This is a genomic window from Nocardia sp. NPDC041819 (assembly GCF_055590505.1).
Map to the genome: position 1 here is coordinate 80,028 of NZ_JBVJAP010000019.1, position 15,317 is coordinate 95,344.

Genomic DNA, 15,317 nt, shown 5'->3' on the forward strand with positions numbered 1-15,317 from the left:
CGGTGCGAGCGCGGCTCGGCCGAGCCCGCTCATTCGGCGCGCATCACCGTCGGTTCTTCGGATTGCACCGACTGCGCGGACTTCCTCGTCCACTTCACTCGTTTCGGGCGCTTCCGATCCGGCGTGGCCGCATCGGACGCAACGGTGCCGAACGATTCGGACGGCGGTCGCCGCATAGCGCGGTCGAAAGTGCGGGCCGAGGCAGGCCACGGATTGGTGACGCGCCCACTGTGGTGCTTGTACCAACTCGGTCCCATGGCAGGCCAGACCGTCTTCGCGACAGCTCGCTCGATCCACTCCTGGTGTGTCCGCATCGCGGACGCGCGGACTTCGATCGTGGCGGCGCCGATCCGGTCGCGCCAGCGCAGGCAACGAATGATGTAGTCGATCTGGCATTCCTTCATCCCCGGATTACTTCCCGCGGGGTTGAAGCTGTTCGGTCCGGCGATCAGGAAGGCGTTCGGAAACCCGGGGACCGCCACACCCAGCAGAGCTGTCGCGCCCGAGCGCCATTGGTCGTGCAGGAGGACTCCCCCGCGTCCGCGCACGGTGATCGGAATCAGGAACTCCGGAGCGCGGAAACCGGTGGCGTAGATGATGACGTCGGCCCGATGGTGCGCGCCGTCTGTGGTGAGCAGTCCGTCGCGGGTGATCCGGGCGATCGGGGCGGTCACCAGCTCGACGTTGTCCCGGGTCAGCGTCGAGTAGTAGTCGCTGTCGAAGATGATGCGCTTGCCCCCGAGGGGATAGTCGGGTGTGAGTTTCGCGCGCAGCCGTGGGTCCTCGATCCGGCTGTGCAGATACCGTCGGGCAGCCCATTGGGCGGGACGCGCCGACCAACCCCGGCGCATGATCGGCGCGAGCACGACGTCGGCGCCGTAGTACAGGGCTCGGCGGTAGAGACGGTGGGCGCCGGGCAGCCGCAGCACCGTTCGGGCGAGCGGTCCGAAATCGGCCGGCGGTTTGGGCAGTACCCAGTGCGGTGTGCGCTGGAAGACGCGGACGTGGCGGGCCGTCGCGGCCAGGGTCGGCAGCATCTGTGCCGCGCTCGAGCCCGTGCCGATCACGGCCACGTCCACCCCACGTAGGTTCTGGCCGTGGTCCCACCGCGCGGAATGGAAGGACGGTCCGGCGAAATCCGCCCGTCCGGCGATGTCGGGAACGTTCGGCCGGTGCAGCTGTCCGACGGCGAAGATCACCACGCTGGCGAACACGCGCTGTCCATCGGAGGTGGTCAGTTCCCAGCCGCCCCGGTCTTCCAGATAGGTGGCCTCGTCGATCGCGGTGCCCAATCTCAGGTGCGGCGCCAAGCCGTGGTCGGCCGCGACTTGGCGCAGGTACTCCAGGATCTCCGACTGGCGCGGAAACCGGGTGCGCCGGCTGCGGTATGGGGCGAACGAGAACGAATACAAGTGGGACGGCACATCACAGGAGCACCCCGGATAGGTGTTGTCCCGCCAGACCCCGCCCACGTCGCCGCCCCGCTCGAAGATCACGAAATCGGTGATCCCGGCCCGTCGCAACCCGACTCCCATCCCGATGCCGCCGAACCCCGCGCCGACGACAGCCACCTCGCAGGTCATCGCGTTTGCCACCCCTCCTCCTTCACAGCGCATAGTCAACATTGAGCTACCTGAACTCTTCGTTGGCTGAGGCGCTGCGGATGGCAAGATCGTCGAGCCGGGTATTCGGTCTCCCATGGCAGGCCAGAAGTGCGCGGCCGCACCGCAAAAGGCTTCGTGACACGATCAGCGGGACGATGCCCGGCGACCCGTCCACGGCCGCCCGACAACCTACGGCGCACAGTTCGTGTCCCGATTTCCGAGCCGAACAGCACACATTTCGCTATCCAGGGGAATCGGTGTAGGTCCGCATCATTCCAGGCCGGAGGACCTGTCGGCTTCCCGCCGAACCGCGCACGAGGTCCCGTGCCCGGCTGTCCACACCACACCGGCGCGCTCCGTCGCCGAGCGCGTGACCGCGCCTACAGGTTCGTCGGGGCGCTCGGCAACGGCACATCACAATCAGCGATCCGAGCGATCGATTTCGTCGGCCGAGACCGAAATCGGCTGAAGCACACCGAGAAAGAGGAACACGTCACCGGCGCCGACTCCGGCTCACAGCGGCGACGTGAACTCGGGCCGCCCTCCCCGCTTCTCACGCCGTAGTAGTAGCGGTCAGGTCGTCGAGCAGAATCATGACCTCCCCCTCCCGCTTCACCACCTCGCCGAGCCGGATCGTCAAAGCGACGAGGTCGCTGTCGTCCACGGGGTCGGCCGGTTCGTGCTCGAGACGCTGCCATTCACCGGCGGCGGAGACGCCGCCGAGGATCAATTCTCGCTCGCCGTGTCCGGTGCCGCGCAGTCGCGCGGACACCCTGATCGAGGCGTGCGGCGAACGCACCCACAGGCGCAGGGCCGTCAGCCGTCCGGCGATCGAGAACGCCTGCCCGGGTTTGGCCACGAGATCGACCTCGAGATCGTCGGTCGCCGACCGGACCAGTAGGACGAGCGCCCGGTGGTCGGCGCCCGCGACACCGTCGGCGTACACGCCGGGGCGCTTGCTCGGCGCGCCTTCGGCGAATGTCGTGAGATGCGTCCGGTCCGCACCGGCCCCGGCGATCTCCCACCTGTCCTTGCTCTCGAAGTCGTCCAGGAGCACCTCGACCGAAGCGTCCGACATCCCCGCCGTCCCTTCCACCGCGCCGGACATGTCTCCGGCCCCGCGCAAACACTACAAGTCACCGAATATGGTTGCCGCGCCGGAACGGAGGATTCACCCGCGGCACATCCGCGTGCCGGTTTCACCGACCGGATGCGCCCGGGTGTCAGCCGGACACGGCGTTGGATCCGGCCACTACCGGCACCAGGTACGTTCGTGCGAAATCGCCGAGTTGCTCGTCGGTTCGGAGTTCGGTGAGGCCGTGCGGCGCGAGGATCAGCGAATGGACGATCCGGCACACGATCTCGGCGCGAGTGGTCAGATCCGTTGCGGGCGGGAGAATCCCCCGCTCGACGGCACGCTGGAGCGCGAGATCGGTCGTGTGCACGGACATCGCGAACGGACCTGCGCCGTCGACGGTGAGTTTGAGGACCACACGCGCCGGTTCCAGCGCCAGCATGCGTTCGACCAGCGGGTTCGTGCGCCAGCGGGTGATGACGGTGACGAAGATGTCGGCGACCAGATCGCCGAGGTCGTCGTGACGGTCGGCGATCTCGGTGATCTCGGCGAGCACCGCGGCCACCTCCCGACTGATCACGGCTTGCACCAGGTCGTCGCGGCCTCCGACGTGGCGATAGACCGTCACCCGGTCCACACCCGCCTTCCGGGCCACTTCCTCGATCGTCGTCTTCTTGACGCCGACCTGCTCGAACTGCACCAGAGCCGCGTCCAAGATCCGGGTGACCAGGGTGGCGGCGACGTTTTCGCTGCTCGCGGCGGCCTTCGAGGCGGTGGGCATGAAGCAACGCTAGCAAAAACGCACCCTTCTGCAACATCCAGACCGAGTTGTTGCTGCAACATTGCAATACGATTTGTAGCTATGTAGGGTCGGGGCATGGCTGAGCAGGCAGGCGCGTCGGAGCGCCGGTATCGCGACGAAGCGCATGCCATCCATGCGCGCGACGTCCATTTCGATTTCGATTCGGTGCCCATGCACTACGTGCCGGGCGAGGCCCTGGCCACCCACATCGTCAATGTCATGCACCTGGTGCTGCCCGAAGGGGAACGAGCCATGGCGCAGGCGCTGGCCGAGGCCCTCCCGCACATCGATGACGAGCGGTTACGGGAGGAGGTGACGGGGTTCATCGGGCAGGAGACCATGCACGCGAGCAGCCACGACGCCGCGCGCAGGCATCTGCAATCCATCGGCCTGGACGTCGAGTCGTATGTCACCAAGGTCGCCTGGCTGGTCGACCGCATCCTGGGCGACCACGGCCTGACCGGGCGCGCCCGGGAGGAGTGGCTCAAGGAACGGCTCGGCCTGTTCGCGGGCATGGAGCACTACACCGCGGTCCTCGGGGAATGGCTGCTCAACGCCGACATCCTCGAAGCCAAGGGCATGCACCCGGCGATGCTGGACCTGGTCCGGTGGCACGGCGCCGAAGAGGTGGAGCATCGCAGCGTCGTCTACGACGCGTTCATGCATCTCGACGGCAGCTACGCGCGCAAGGCCCGCACGGCGCTGCTGGCCAGCGCGACGTTGCTGCCGCTGTTCATCGTCTCGACCGCCTATCTGTACCGGAAGGACCCGTCGCCGCGGAAAGGCCGGTTCTGGGGTCTGCAGTTCTGGAGTGCGACCCGGCGCGGCGTCATCCCGAAATGGACGGTCTTCTTCACCGAGATGCCGCGGTACCTGCGGCCGGGCTTCCATCCGTCCCAGTTGGGGCCGATGGACAACGCCCTGCGCTATCTGGCGCACTCGCCTGCCGCGCGGGCGGCGAACCGATGAGCGGATCGCCTACCGTGACCGACCATCCGGCGCCGGCGGGACTGCGGCTGATCGGCGATGTCATGGACATCTACCGGAGGGTGTTCGTCACCGGACGCGCCGCGCCGCTCCTGTCGCGCCCGAACATGGTGCGCGGCACGGGATTCGACTTCGACACCACCATCGCCGCGATCGATCGTCCAGCCGCCGACGTGGTCGGCCTGACATTGCGCGCCGCCGGTGGCGGTCCGCTGCCCGCGTGGCGGCCGGGCGCTCACGTGGACGTCTTCTTGCCCTCCGGACGCCAGCGTCAATACTCCCTGTGCGGCGACCCGAGCGACCGGTTCCGGTATCGCATCGCGGTGCGGCTCATCCCGGAGGGCGGCGGCGGCTCCCGCGAAATACACCGATCGCTGCGAGTCGGCGACAGTCTGCGGATTCGCGGGCCGCGCAACGCCTTCACCCTCGTCGACGCACCGTCGTATCTGTTCCTGGCCGGTGGCATCGGCATCACGCCGATCAAACCCATGGTCCAGGCCGCGGGTGACCGTGGGCACCTGGTGTACGTCGGCCGCTCGCGCGCAACCATGCCGTTCCTCGCCGACCTCCCCGATGCCGAGGTCAGGCCGGACGACGAATTCGGCCCACCTGATGTCGCCGCCCTGTTGTCGCGTGCCGAACCCGGCGCGGCGGTGTACGTGTGCGGGCCGCCGCCGATGCTGGAGGCGGCACAGCGGTGCATGTTCGAACTCAACCCGACCGGCTCGCTGCACACCGAACGGTTCTCCGCGCTCCCGGTCGCCGACGGCGCGGAATTCGACCTCACCTTGGCCCGCACCGGCGCCACCGTCCGGGTCGCCGCCGACGAAACGGCGCTCACCGCGATCCACCGCGCGCTGCCTGATACCCCGTATTCCTGCCGCCAGGGTTTCTGCGGCACCTGCAAGGTCGCCGTCGTCTCCGGCGCCGTCGACCACCGTGACCGCGTGCTCACCGCCGCCGAACGCGAGAACCAGATGCTGGTCTGCGTGTCCCGCGCCGCGGGCGAACGCCTCGTGGTCGACCTCTGAGACCGCCACACGAAAGGGACAGCGTTGTCTATCCGTCGCCGATCGAGCGAGACGACCCGATGAGCGTCTCGACCGGCCACCCCGCACAGTCCGAAGTGTCGACCTTCGACGTGCACGATCCTGCCACCGGCGCGGTGGTCGGCACCTACCCGGTCCACGACCGCCATGCCGTCGATGCCGCCGTCGCCACGGCTCACCGGGCCGCGGTCTGGTGGCGCGACCTCGACTTCGCCGGGCGCGCGCGGCACCTGGACGCGTGGCGCGGCGAGATCGCCTCTGGCCGTGCGGAACTGGCCGAGGTGATCCACCGCGAGATGGGCAAGCCGATCTCCGACGCCAAGCTCGAGATCGCCATGGCACTCGAACACCTGCGGTGGGCGGCGCGCAACGCCGAGAAGGTACTCGGGCGCCGTAGCGTGCCGTCGAGCCTGCTGACGTTCAACCACGCGGCCACGGTCGAATACCGTCCCCTCGGGGTGGTCGGCGTCATCGGCCCGTGGAACTACCCGGTCTTCACTCCGCTCGGTTCCATCTCGTTCGCGCTGGCCGCCGGAAACGCCGTCGTATTCAAACCCAGCGAGTACACCCCCGGCGTCGGGCTGTGGCTCGCGCAGGCCTTCGCCCGCACCGCGCCCGCCGAGCCGGTGCTACAGGTGATCACCGGGCTCGGCGATACCGGGAACGCGTTGTGCCGCAGCGAAGTCGGCAAGATCGGGTTCACCGGTTCCACCGCCACGGGCAAGCTGGTCATGGCCGCGTGCGCGGAGAATCTCACGCCGGTGCTGATGGAGTGCGGCGGCAAGGACGCGCTCATCGTGGACGCCGACGCCGATCTCGAGGCCGCCGCCGACGCGGCGGTATGGGGCGGGTTGTCCAACGCGGGGCAGACCTGTCTGGCCGTCGAGCGCGTGTACGTCCATGCCGATGTCTACGACGAGTTCCTCGCGAAGCTGGTGGCGGCGGCGGCCGAGATCGAGGCAGGTGGGGAGGGCTCGCGAATCGGACCCATCACCATGCCGAAACAGCTTTCGATCATCCGCCGCCACATCGAGGACGCTGTCGCGCGCGGCGCGCGGGCCGTGCTCGGCGGACCGGACACGATCGTTCGCCAATTCGTCCAGCCGACCATCCTGGTCGACGTCCCCGAGGACGCGGCCGCGGTGACGGAGGAGACCTTCGGTCCCACCCTGACGGTGACCAGGGTCCGGGACATGGACGAGGCCGTCGAGCTGGTCAACCGCGGTGCCTACGGGCTGGGCGGCACCGTCTTCGCCCGCCGCCACGGGCGCGAGATCGCCGACCGCATCCGCGCGGGCGGCACCTCCATCAACGCCTTCGTCGCGCACGCCACCATCCCCGCTCTGCCGCTCGGCGGTGTGGGCGCTTCGGGCTTCGGCCGTGTGCACGGCCCGGACGGCCTCCGGGAATTCACCTACGCCAAAGCCACCACGCGCCAGCGCTTCCCGTCCCCGCTGCCGCTCACCTCGTTCCGGCGCGACCATCGCGCGGACGCGATCGCCGACCTGCTCGTCGCGATTCTGCACGGAAGGAAGCACCAGTGACATCCGACCCGATCGAGCACACACCCGTAGCGATCGTCGGCGCGGGACTGGGCGGCATCGGCCTGGCGATCAAGCTGCGCGAGGCCGGATTCGACGACCTGGTCATCCTCGAACGAGCCGACGACCTCGGCGGCACCTGGAGCGCCAACACCTACCCCGGTTGCGCATGCGATGTGCCCTCCCACCTCTACAGCTACTCCTTCGCGCCCAATCCCGACTGGTCGCGCACCTACGGCAGGCAGCGCGAAATCCTCGGCTACCTGCGCACGGTGGCCGTCGAACACGATGTCGTGCGGCACATCAGATTCGGCGCCGAACTGCTCGATGCCCGGTGGGACGAGCAGCGTTCGCTCTGGCGCATCGAGACCTCGCGAGGAACGCTCACCGCGGACTTCCTGCTTTCCGCCGCCGGGCTCTTCGCCGAGGCGAAGTATCCGCAGCTACCCGGCATGGACTCGTTCGCGGGCACGTCATTCCACTCCCTGCACTGGGATCACGACCACGATCTCACCGGCGAGCGGGTCGCGGTGATCGGCACCGGCGCCTCGGCGGTGCAGTTCGTCCCGGAAATCCAACCGAAGGTGGCCCAGCTGCTGCTGTTCCAGCGATCGGCCCCGTGGATCGTCCCGCGCATGGATCGCCGCACACGCGACCTGGAGCGGCGGCTGCTGCGGCGTATACCGCTGGCGCAGCGCGCGATTCGCGGTGGGTTCTACGCGGCGATCGAGACGTTCGGGCTCATCTCGCTGGTCGACCAGCGCTTCCGGCACCCCTACGAAGCACTGGGACGCTGGCAGCTGCTGCGCCAGGTGCGCGATCGGGATCTGCGCAAGAAGCTCACACCCGACTACGTCATCGGGTGCAAGCGCGCGATCTTCTCCGACACCTACCTACCGGCGCTCGACCAGCCGAACGTCGACGTGGTCACCCAACCCATCGCCGAGATCCGGCCGCACTCGATCCTGCTGCGCGACGGCAGCGAGCACCCGGTGGACACCATCATCTTCGGCACCGGCTTCACCTCGATCCCGACCGCCTACGAACGCTACGCCGGACGCGACGGGCAAACGCTCGCCCAGCTCTACCGTCGACGACCGCAGAGCTACCTCGGTGTGGCGGTGGCCGGGTTCCCGAACTTCTTCTGCACACTCGGTCCCTTCGGCGCCGCCGGTAACCAGTCCGCGATCTACATGATCGAATCCCAGATCGCGTACATCGTCGACGCCCTGCGCCACGCACGGTCCTCCGGCGCCCGCCGCGTCGAGGTGCGCCCGGAAGCGCAGGCGGCTTTCGTCGAGGAGATGGCGCGCCGGAGTTCGTCGACGGTCTGGCTGACCGGCGGTTGCCGCAGCTACTACCAGACGCCCGACGGGCTCAACGCGGGTCTGTATCCGAATTGGAGTTTCGAATACCGGCAGCGCACCAGCCGATTCGACACCGAAGCCTACGAGGTGAGCCGATGATCGACGACATCTTCTCGATCGGCCGCAGGCGCCGGAGCTATTCGGTCGAGGGCCGGGTCGCGCTCATCACGGGTGCGGGCCACGGCATCGGGCGCGAACTGGCGGAGGTACTGCACCACCGGCGGGCCTCGGTCGTCCTCGTCGACGTCGACCAGGACGCGGTCGGCGTGGCCGCCGAGACGCTGGGCGAGCGCGCTCTCGCCATCGCCGCCGACGTCACCGACCGCGCGGCGATGCGCGCGGCGATCGACCAGGCCACCGGGCATTTCGGCCGCTTGGACGTGGTGGTGGCGAATGCGGGCGTGGTGCCCCGCCCGGCGACGGTGCGCACGCTCGACGGGCGGGACTTCGATCGGGTCATGGACATCAACCTCACCGGTGTGTTCAACACGGTGCGGCCGGCGCTCGACCACATCGTCACCGCGGGCGGTCACGTGGTCGTGGTGTCGTCGTGCGCCGCCTTCGCGCCCGGCATGGCGGGAGCCCCGTACATGATCAGCAAAGCGGCGGTCGAACAGCTCGGCCGGGCGCTGCGGGTGGAACTGGCCCCCTTCGGCGCTTCGGCGGGCATCGCCTATTTCGGCATCGTGGACACCCGGATGACACACGACACCCTCGATCACGACGAACTCGGCCGAGAACTGGACGACCTGCTGCCCTGGCCGTTGAACGTGCGGATCTCGGCCGCGCAGGCGGCCGGGACCATCGCCGACGGCATCGAGCGGCGCGCGGCGCGCACCATCGCACCGGCGGGCTGGGAACCCTACGCACTGCTGCGCGGGGCGATCAATGTCGTGCTCGACAGCGCACTCGCTCGCGACACCCGCGTGCACGACCTGCTGCGCCGGGTCGAAGCCCGCGCGACCCCGTCGTGACCTCCGAGCCCGTCTCATTCCGCATGCGGTCGCCGTACTCCGGTCACGGCGGCTCGCGGCCGTCCATCTCAGCTCCACGCAGCATGGTCCGGCCGCAGCCCGCGTCACCCGATCCGAAGGAATTCCTCCTGTGAGCACCCCGACCTTCGACACACTTCCCGCCGCCTTCCAGTACAACGCCACCGTCGATCCGGACGCGATCGCCCTTCGATCCCCCGGGGACGCCGCCACCCTCACTTGGCGCGAGTACGCGACGCAGGTCCGGCGCATCGCCGCCGGACTGTCGGCGCTCGGGGTGCGGCGCGGCGACACCGTCGCCTCGATGATGTCCAACCGCATCGATTTCTATCCCCTGGAAGTCGGGGCTCAGCACCTGGGCGCCACCAGTTTCTCGGTGTACAACACCGCGGCCCCGGAGCAGATCGCGTACGTCCTCGGCAATGCCGGTGTGCGCCTGGTGATGTGCGAGCCTCGGTATGTCGAGCCGATCCGTGCGAGCGGAGTCGAACTCGACCACATCGTCTGCGTCGACGACGCACCCGAGGGCGCGTTGTCGGTCGCCGACGTGGTCGCCGCGGGCGAGGAGAACTTCGACTTCGACGCCGCGTGGCGTGCGGTCCGGCCGGATGACGTCGCCACGCTGATCTATACGTCGGGGACCACCGGCAACCCCAAGGGCGTGGAGACGACGCACGCGAACCTGATGTTCGAGTGCTACGCCGTCGATCGAGTGCTCGGAGTTCGCTTCGGCGACACGATCACGTCCTATATGCCGAGCGCGCACATCGCGGACCGGCTCACCGCGCTCTACTTCCAGGAGGTCTTCGGCACCCAGGTGACCTGCGTCGCCGACCCCACCGGGATCGGCGCCGCGCTGGCCGACCTGCATCCCACGATCTGGGGCGCCGTGCCTCGCGTATGGGAAAAGCTGAAGGCAGCAATCGAATTCTCCGTCGCCAGCGAACCGGACGAGGACCGCCGGGCCGCGCTGCACTGGGCGTTGGCGGTCGCCGCCCGGCGCAGCGCGCACCAACTGAACGGGGAACCGGTCCCGGAAGCGGTCGCCGCCGAGTGGGTGCGCGCCGACCGGCTCGTGCTGTCGGGGCTGCGTGCGAAACTCGGTCTCGACCAGGTCCGCTGGGCGATCTCCGGCGCGGCGCCCATCCCGGCCGAAACGCTCGGCTTCTTCGCCGGCCTCGGGATCCCGATCGCGGAGATCTGGGGCATGTCCGAACTCACCTGCATCTGCAGCGTCAGTCATCCCGGCGAAGCCGGACTCGGCACCGTGGGCAAGCTGCTGCCCGGCATGCAGGCCAGGCTCGCCGAGGACGGCGAACTACAGGTGCGTGGACCGCTCGTGATGAAGGGCTATCGCGGAGAACCCGGCAAGACCGCCGAGGCCGTCGATTCCGAGGGCTGGCTGAGCACGGGCGATGTGATCACCATCGACGACGACGGATACCTCCGGGTCGTGGACCGCAAGAAGGAGTTGATCATCAACTCCGCCGGGAAGAACATGTCCCCCACCAACATCGAGAACGCGATCAAGGCGGCGACCCCGCTGATCGGGGCCATCGCCGTGATCGGCGACGGCCGCCCCTACAACACCGCGCTGGTCGTCCTCGACGCCGAATCCGCCGGACCGTACGCCGCGCGCCACCATCTACCGGACTCGTCTGCGGCGGCCTTGTCGGCCGATGCCGGTGTCATCGAGCGAATCGCCGCCGGCATCGCCGCGGGCAACGCTCGACTCTCGCGGGTGGAGCAAGTCAAACGGTTCCGTGTCTTGCCCGCCTTCTGGGAGGCGGGCGGCGACGAAGTCACCCTCACCATGAAACTCAAGCGGCGAGTGATCGCCGAGAAGTACGCCGCCGAGATCGCCGAACTCTACGACGCCGAACCCGGCCCCGCTGTCCACGAACCCAGCGCACCTGTCGCCACGGCGGCGGATTCAGCGCTGACAAGGGGCTGAGACCGGGCGGGTGATCACCGCCGCATGACCCAGTACATTCCGCGACCGGACTCCGCGGGCGCAGTCCTTTCCCGTGGCTCGATCCGATCCAGCCGGTAGCCGAGCCGCCGGGCGACCGCGGCACTGCGGATATTGGCCTCGTCGCAATGGATCTCGACACGGTCGACACCGGGTAATGCCAACGCGATACGGGTCAAGGCGGCCGCGCTCCGGGTGATCACTCCCCGGCCGGAGTGCGCGGTGTGACACCAGTAGCCGATCTCCACGGCTCCCGCACCGAGCCGGTCGCGCAGACCGATCGCGCCGAGCACGTTGCCCTCGGCGTCGAAGATGCCGAAGTTGAAGCTTCCGGCGGCGGTGGGCCAGCTCTCGTCCGTTTCCCGGCCGAAGGCGCGTTGGCCCTCCAGCGTCGCCGGTTCGGGCAGCCAGTCCATCCAGGGGTGGATTTCGTCGAACGACGCGTTGATCGCCTCGAGCCGCGGCAGCAGATCCTCCGGCAGCCAACGCCGCAACAGCAGTTCTCCGACTTCGATTCGTTGCGGTGGCCCCACACCCGGTGCAAGTGCGTAGCGCGGTTCGATGTCCATGCTCGTCTATGGTGCTCGTTCGGCGCATAAGCGGGCAAGCCGATATCGGCGTGCGCGACGCTAGGACGGCTCCGGAATGCCCGCTTGCCGGAGAGCCCGCTGCGCGGCGTTCGCCCCGCACATGCCGTGCGCACCAGGGCCCGGCGGTGTGGCCGCGGAGCAGAGATAGTGGCCCGGCACACCGATGTCGTAGGGTTGCAGAGTCTTTCGAGGACCGAACAGCAACTGCGGAATGTCTTTCGCCCCCGTCATGATGTTGCCGCCCACGTAGTTGGGGTTGTACTCGGCGAATCCCGCGGCGCTGCGCACGCTGGTCCCGGCTATGCGGTCGCGGAAACCGGGAGCGAAGCGTTCGAGCTGGGCGGTGATCGCCGCTGTCGCGTCGCCGGGATAGCCGTGCGGCACGTGGGCATAGGCCCAGATCGGATGGATGTCGCCGGCCGACCGTTGCGGATCGGCGAGGTACTGCTGGCCTACCAGGACGAACGGGCGTTCGGGCATGCGTCCGGCGTGGATCTCGCGTTCGGTGGCGGCGATCTCGGTGAACGTGCCGCCGAGATGCACCGTTCCCGCCCGTCGAGCCGTCTCCGCCGTCCACGGCACGCCGCCGTGCACGGCGAAGTCGACCTTGAACGCGCCCGGCCCATATCGGAACGCGCGGTAGGACCTCCTGACCCGAGGGGGCAGGCGCTCACCGAGGATGTCCGCGACCGCGGTGGGCGCGAGGTCCCACATCGTCAGTTCCGCCTGCGGCAGATCGGACGCCGACCGCACGTGGACACCCGTTTCGATCTTTCCGCCGAGGTCACTCAGCATCGCGGCCATGGCTTCGGTGATCCGTTGCGATCCACCGGCGGCGACCGCCCAGCCGTAGGTGTGGCCCGCGGTGAGGATGCCCAGGCCGACGCTGGCGCTGAGCGGCCGATGCAGCGGGTGGAAGGCATGCGCGGCGACACCGCCGAACAGTCCCCTGGCCTGCTCGGTACGGAACAGGCCGGCCAGCAGCGTGGCCGAGGCCAGGGCGGGAATCCCGAAACGGGCCAGCCGGATCGGATGGCGCGGCAGGCGCAGCAGCGGCCGCATGATGTCGGCGCTCATCCGGTCGTAGCCCGCCACCGTCCGTTCGAACAGCAGCCGCCATGCCCGGCCGTCGCCGCCGAGACCGGCGGCGGTCTCGGCGACCGAGCGCAGCAGCACGCCCGCGCTGCCGTCGTCGAGCGGATGGACGCAGTCGATCTCCGGCCATGCCCAGGACAATCCGTAGCGTTCCAGGTCCAGGCCGCGCAGGAAGGGAGAGCCGACCGCCATCGGGTGGATGGCAGAGCAGTGGTCGTGCAGCAGACCGGGCACGATCGCCTCGCTGGTGCGGGTGCCGCCCCCGATCTCGTCGGCGCCCTCCAGCACGGTGACGTCCAGTCCGGCCCTGGCCAACGTGATGGCCGCGGCCAAGCCGTTGGGGCCGCTGCCGACCACGACTGCGGTGCTCATATCGCTCTCCTGTCCGTGCGAGGGCCTCAGCCGACCGGCTGCGGCGCGAGGACCCGAGTCGGGTCGTCCGGCGGCATCGGCACCGTGTAGTCCGCGCGCCGCCAGGTCACCTCGTGCGGGATCGGGCCGTCGGGCAGCCACGGCTGCGTCTGCGCCGCGTCGCGCACTCGCCAGGTGCCGCGTTCGACGACGCCGAGCGCCGCGTCGATGACCTGATACCGCTGGATACCCCGGTGGATGGGCTGCGACTCCACCCACACCACGATCCACTCGCCCGGCGCGAATCCGACCCGGGACTGCACGGCCTTGATCAGATCCAGGTTGTGCAGGTGGCCGTCGCCGAAGTTGAAGCCGATCAGCGAATTGCAGCCGAACTCCGCTTCCCGGACGGTCCACCGGTCGATCTCGGGAATGTGCTTGTACAGCAGCGAGAACAGTCCACGCCCTTGACTGTGCATCGAGCGCCACGCGATGGTCTGCTGCATGGTGATCTCCGCGACCTCGGGCGGGTAGCCCATGGCCTTCAACTGGTCGATCTGATTCAGCGTGGGCCGGTGCCCGATGGTGTTGAGCTTCTCCTCCGCGCCGGGCGCGAAGGCCCACAATGCGGACGCCCAGTTGCCGGCGTACTGGCGCATCGACGGCAGGAACGACACCAGATCCGGGCGCAGATTCCCGAGGATCGGGAAGAACACCAGCGCCGCGACGATCATCAGGCCCAGCCACGGGGAGGAGATGTCACCGAGGCCGTACCCACCGCCGTTGGGGAAGCCCAGGAACAGGAACACCGTCAGGTAGGCGAACAAGACGTTCCACTCCAACGGCACCGCCAGCGGGAACGTCGAGGTGATGAACGCGTGGAAGACCACCATCAGCACCACACCGGCCAGCGTCAGCCGGTGGTCGGTGGAGAACAGCAGCACCAGCGGTGTGACGATCTCGACGGTCGTGCCGCCGACATGGGCCAGGAACGAGGCGACTTTGGAGGGGCGGATGTCCCGGGGGAAGTCACGGTAGTGCAGCCGCTTGACCCACTTGGCGGGCATGCCGGGGCTGTTGGAGACCATCGGCGGTATCACGTTGCTGAAGTGCCGCCCGAACTTCGACACACCCGCGCCGATCCACACCGCGCAGATCAGCAGCTTGGCGGCGATGATCATGTCGACGAACGGCAACGCCGCGAAGAACACCAGGGCGGGCAGGTACTGCTCGCCGCGGGCGGTGAGGAAGATCGTCTTGTCCCGCAGGCCGCACAGCACGTACAGCGCGATCGGAGCGATCAGCAGCGCGGGATGCACCAAGCCGGAGGTGTTCTCGGGCAGCACCGCGCTGAGCGAAGCGCTCGATACGCCGGGCAGCACGATCGCTGCCAGCAACGTCGCCAGGAACGCCAGGTACAGCAGCACGTCGATCACCGTGCGGGTGTCACCACTGGTGAACGGCACCCGCCGCCACGGCCGCAGGCGGATCGTGCCGGGGCGCGCGTAGAACAGGATGCCTCCGGTCATGGGCTTGAACTTGCCCGCGAGCGGCCCCCACGACCCGGCGATGCCGATCGCTTCGATCAGGACGGTCCACAACACGAGCTTCTGGTAGACCACCGGCTCGTTCCACCATGCCGAGACATCCCAGAAGGGCCCGACGCCGGAACTCCAGGTGGCCACGGCGACCCCGCCCAGCACCGACACCAGCAGCACCTTGAGCAGATAGATCGTATGGATCATCTTCGGCGTGCCGAAACCGTATTCGGCCCAGTGCAGGGCGAGCGTTCGCATCCGCTCCCGCAACGGTTGGTCGAGGAATGTCGTCACATCGACGGGCGGAAAATCCGCTGTTTTGAATCCCATTGTTCGGCCTTTCTCATCCGATGA

The 15,317-nt window shown here is 68.5% G+C and carries 12 protein-coding genes; 6 read left to right on the plus strand and 6 right to left on the minus strand.

Features of this window, described 5'->3' with window-relative positions; genetic code table 11:
• Nucleotides 1-29 precede the first annotated feature (29 nt).
• The 3 genes from ACZ6DL_RS33560 to ACZ6DL_RS33570 all read right to left on the minus strand — a co-directional run bounded on the left by ACZ6DL_RS33560 (nt 30) and on the right by ACZ6DL_RS33570 (nt 3,460).
• The gene (locus ACZ6DL_RS33560) at nt 30-1,595 is read right to left on the minus strand and encodes a flavin-containing monooxygenase (protein ID WP_466057201.1); all 1,566 of its coding nucleotides are present in this window, start codon (nt 1,593-1,595) and stop codon (nt 30-32) included.
• Between the two features lie 562 nt (nt 1,596-2,157).
• On the minus strand, nt 2,158-2,682 hold the full coding sequence (locus tag ACZ6DL_RS33565) for a hypothetical protein (RefSeq protein ID WP_466057203.1): 525 nt from the start codon (nt 2,680-2,682) through the stop codon (nt 2,158-2,160).
• Between the two features lie 145 nt (nt 2,683-2,827).
• Complete coding sequence (locus ACZ6DL_RS33570; protein WP_466057205.1) at nt 2,828-3,460, minus strand: TetR/AcrR family transcriptional regulator; 633 nt, start codon at nt 3,458-3,460, stop codon at nt 2,828-2,830.
• 96 nt (nt 3,461-3,556) lie between these two features.
• On the opposite strand from ACZ6DL_RS33570, the gene ACZ6DL_RS33575 reads away from it, so the two are divergent.
• The 6 genes from ACZ6DL_RS33575 to fadD11 all read left to right on the plus strand — a co-directional run bounded on the left by ACZ6DL_RS33575 (nt 3,557) and on the right by fadD11 (nt 11,371).
• Nucleotides 3,557-4,450: a metal-dependent hydrolase gene (locus tag ACZ6DL_RS33575; protein WP_466057207.1), complete on the plus strand. Its 894-nt coding sequence runs from the start codon at nt 3,557-3,559 to the stop codon at nt 4,448-4,450.
• Complete coding sequence (locus ACZ6DL_RS33580; protein ID WP_466057209.1) at nt 4,447-5,499, plus strand: PDR/VanB family oxidoreductase; 1,053 nt, start codon at nt 4,447-4,449, stop codon at nt 5,497-5,499. The genes ACZ6DL_RS33575 and ACZ6DL_RS33580 overlap by 4 nt, the downstream gene beginning before the upstream one ends.
• 59 nt (nt 5,500-5,558) lie before the next feature.
• Nucleotides 5,559-7,061 (plus strand): aldehyde dehydrogenase family protein, encoded by a 1,503-nt coding sequence (locus ACZ6DL_RS33585; protein ID WP_466057211.1) that lies wholly within the window; start codon nt 5,559-5,561, stop codon nt 7,059-7,061.
• Nucleotides 7,058-8,524: a flavin-containing monooxygenase gene (locus tag ACZ6DL_RS33590; protein WP_466057213.1), complete on the plus strand. Its 1,467-nt coding sequence runs from the start codon at nt 7,058-7,060 to the stop codon at nt 8,522-8,524. Before ACZ6DL_RS33585 ends, ACZ6DL_RS33590 begins: the two co-directional genes overlap by 4 nt.
• Nucleotides 8,521-9,399 carry an SDR family oxidoreductase gene (locus ACZ6DL_RS33595; RefSeq protein WP_466057215.1) on the plus strand — a complete coding sequence of 293 codons (879 nt, stop codon included), beginning with the start codon at nt 8,521-8,523 and terminating at the stop codon, nt 9,397-9,399. Before ACZ6DL_RS33590 ends, ACZ6DL_RS33595 begins: the two co-directional genes overlap by 4 nt.
• 121 nt (nt 9,400-9,520) lie before the next feature.
• Complete coding sequence (gene fadD11, locus ACZ6DL_RS33600) at nt 9,521-11,371, plus strand: fatty acid--CoA ligase FadD11 (RefSeq protein WP_466057253.1); 1,851 nt, start codon at nt 9,521-9,523, stop codon at nt 11,369-11,371.
• Nucleotides 11,372-11,385: 14 nt separating this feature from the next.
• Here the strand turns inward: fadD11 and ACZ6DL_RS33605 are convergent, their stop codons facing one another.
• Genes ACZ6DL_RS33605 through ACZ6DL_RS33615 form a run of 3 tightly spaced genes read right to left on the minus strand, consistent with a single transcriptional unit; the run spans nt 11,386 to nt 15,293 of the window.
• Entirely contained in the window at nt 11,386-11,958 is a 573-nt protein-coding gene (locus ACZ6DL_RS33605; RefSeq protein WP_466057217.1) for a GNAT family N-acetyltransferase, read from the minus strand.
• 60 nt (nt 11,959-12,018) lie between these two features.
• Nucleotides 12,019-13,446 (minus strand): phytoene desaturase family protein, encoded by a 1,428-nt coding sequence (locus tag ACZ6DL_RS33610; protein WP_466057219.1) that lies wholly within the window; start codon nt 13,444-13,446, stop codon nt 12,019-12,021.
• Between the two features lie 26 nt (nt 13,447-13,472).
• Complete coding sequence (locus ACZ6DL_RS33615; RefSeq protein ID WP_466057221.1) at nt 13,473-15,293, minus strand: DUF3556 domain-containing protein; 1,821 nt, start codon at nt 15,291-15,293, stop codon at nt 13,473-13,475.
• Between the last annotated feature and the right edge of the window lie 24 nt (nt 15,294-15,317).